The 1,569-nt window shown below is 40.0% G+C and carries 3 protein-coding genes; all 3 read left to right on the top strand.

The window, feature by feature from the left end; genetic code table 11:
* The coding region (locus GX437_13065) for a phosphate ABC transporter permease subunit PstC (protein ID NLJ08585.1) at window positions 1-279 on the top strand (279 nt) is incomplete at its 5' end.
* Complete coding sequence (gene pstA / locus GX437_13060) at window positions 272-1,141, top strand: phosphate ABC transporter permease PstA (GenBank protein NLJ08584.1); 870 nt, start codon at window positions 272-274, stop codon at window positions 1,139-1,141. The genes GX437_13065 and pstA, both read left to right, overlap by 8 nt.
* An 8-nt stretch (window positions 1,142-1,149) precedes the next feature.
* Window positions 1,150-1,569: ATP-binding cassette domain-containing protein (locus tag GX437_13055; GenBank protein ID NLJ08583.1), on the top strand; the 420-nt coding region annotated here is incomplete at its 3' end.

The following is a 1,569-nucleotide window of genomic DNA, read 5'->3' as shown; positions in this document are numbered from 1 at the left end:
ATTTTTGTTTCTGTGATTCTGGCTATTTCGCGTGCAATTGGCGAAACCATGATAGTTGCCATTGCTGCAGGCCAACAGCCCAGGCTCACATTCAATCCTTTGGTTCCTGTAGAAACCATTACTACTTATATTGTTCAGGTCAGCCTTGGCGATGTGGTGCAAGGTTCACTCGAATACAAAACCATATTTGCTGCCGGAATAGCACTTTTTGTCCTGACTTTTATTCTGAATAACATCAGCTATTACCTTAAAAAGAAATTTACTGAAAAATATGAATAAGAGCCAGTATTATATAAAATCAAACCGAGTTAAAGATAAGCTTTTCAGGATAACTGGTATTGTGTTCACTATTTTCGGTCTTTTGATGCTTGCTGTTTTTCTGATTAGTATCCTGATAGAAGGTGTCCCCCGCCTGAACTGGCAGTTTCTCACCTCTCTCCCATCGCGAAAACCAGAAAATGCAGGGATTTTAATTCCTCTGATCGGCACCATTTTCATTATGATTTTAACAGCACTCATTGCAGTCCCGTTAGGCATTTCGTCAGGGATTTATCTGGAGGAATATGGAAAGAAAAACCGTTTTGCCAATTTTATTGAAATCAACCTGACCAATCTGGCCGGAGTTCCATCCATTATTTACGGACTTCTTGCTCTTGAAATATTTGTCAGAATACTTGGATTGGGAAAAAGCCTGCTTGCTGGCAGTTTAACATTAAGCCTGCTGATACTTCCAATCATTGTTGTTGCAACGCGTGAAGCACTCAAAGCCATTCCCCAGACTTTAAGAGAAGCCTCGTATGCCATAGGCGCTACCAAATGGCAGACCATCTGGCACCAGGTGTTACCTGCCGCATCCGGAGGCATTGTTACGGGTGTTATTCTGGCAATTTCCCGGGCAATCGGAGAAACCGCTCCCTTAATCGTTATTGGTGCCATGTTGTATATAACAACCATCCCAACCAGCCCAATGGATGATTTTTCAGTACTTCCTATTCAGATTTTCAACTGGCTCTCAAGACCACAGAAAGGCTTTATTATCAATGCAACTGCTGCTATCATTATTTTGTTAATCATTACATTTGCTCTGAACGGCTTTGCAGTTTACCTGCGTAACCGTTGGCAAAAAAACACCAAATGGTAATTCAGAACATGTACAATATCGTTGAAGCTTCAAAAGTCAATGTTTTCTACGGCACCAATCATGTCATTAAAAACCTCTCCATTTCTATTCAGCAAAATTCGGTAACAGCATTTATAGGCCCTTCCGGATGCGGAAAATCAACTTTTCTGCGTTTGCTTAACAGAATGAATGATTTTATTCCGACTTTCAGACTGGAAGGAAAGATTTTTATTGAAGGAAAAAACATCTATGACAAGAAAATAAACGTTGAAGAACTCAGGAAAAAGGTTGGGATGGTTTTTCAAAAACCCAATCCTTTTCCAAAATCTATCTATGAAAATGTTGTGTACGGACTTCGTATTCAGGGGATTAACGATAAAAAGCTTTTGGATGAGACCGTTGAAACAAGTTTAAAAAAAGCGGCACTCTGGGATGAGGTGAAGGATAAT

This window comes from Sphingobacteriales bacterium (assembly GCA_012517435.1).
Classification (GTDB): Bacteria; Bacteroidota; Bacteroidia; order CAILMK01; family JAAYUY01; genus JAAYUY01.
The sequence above is the reverse complement of the archived record's forward strand: the minus strand, read 5'-3'. Positions and strand labels throughout refer to the sequence as shown.